General features: G+C 58.2%; 1 protein-coding gene. It reads right to left on the bottom strand.

All coding sequences use genetic code 11. From position 1 onward, the window contains the following. The coding region (locus O4G76_RS21425) for a translation initiation factor IF-2 N-terminal domain-containing protein (RefSeq protein ID WP_269399102.1) at window positions 1-230 on the bottom strand (230 nt) is incomplete at its 3' end. Window positions 231-244: the final 14 nt, after the last annotated feature.

The following is a 244-nucleotide window of genomic DNA, read 5'->3' as shown; positions in this document are numbered from 1 at the left end:
ACGTGACCCATTACGGTTACCACTGGCGGACGGGAAATCTGCTCGGCCACTTCGATGGTTTCACCATCGGCCAGGTAGGCTTCCGGATCATCTGCCTGGGCAGCCTTGCCCACGTGGCCCATTTCTTCCACGATGATCAGCGCGGTTTCCTGATCCAGCACCTGGTTGATGGTCACCATCATGCCCATCTTCATCAGCACCTTGATCACCTCGGCAGCCTTCACGGCCATACGGTGAGCCAGGT

Origin of the sequence: Limimaricola sp. G21655-S1, from assembly GCF_027213785.1 — a bacterium.
GTDB lineage: Bacteria > Pseudomonadota > Alphaproteobacteria > Rhodobacterales > Rhodobacteraceae > Limimaricola.
Note: the sequence above shows the minus strand (reverse complement) of the source record. Positions and strands in the feature narration are given on the sequence as shown.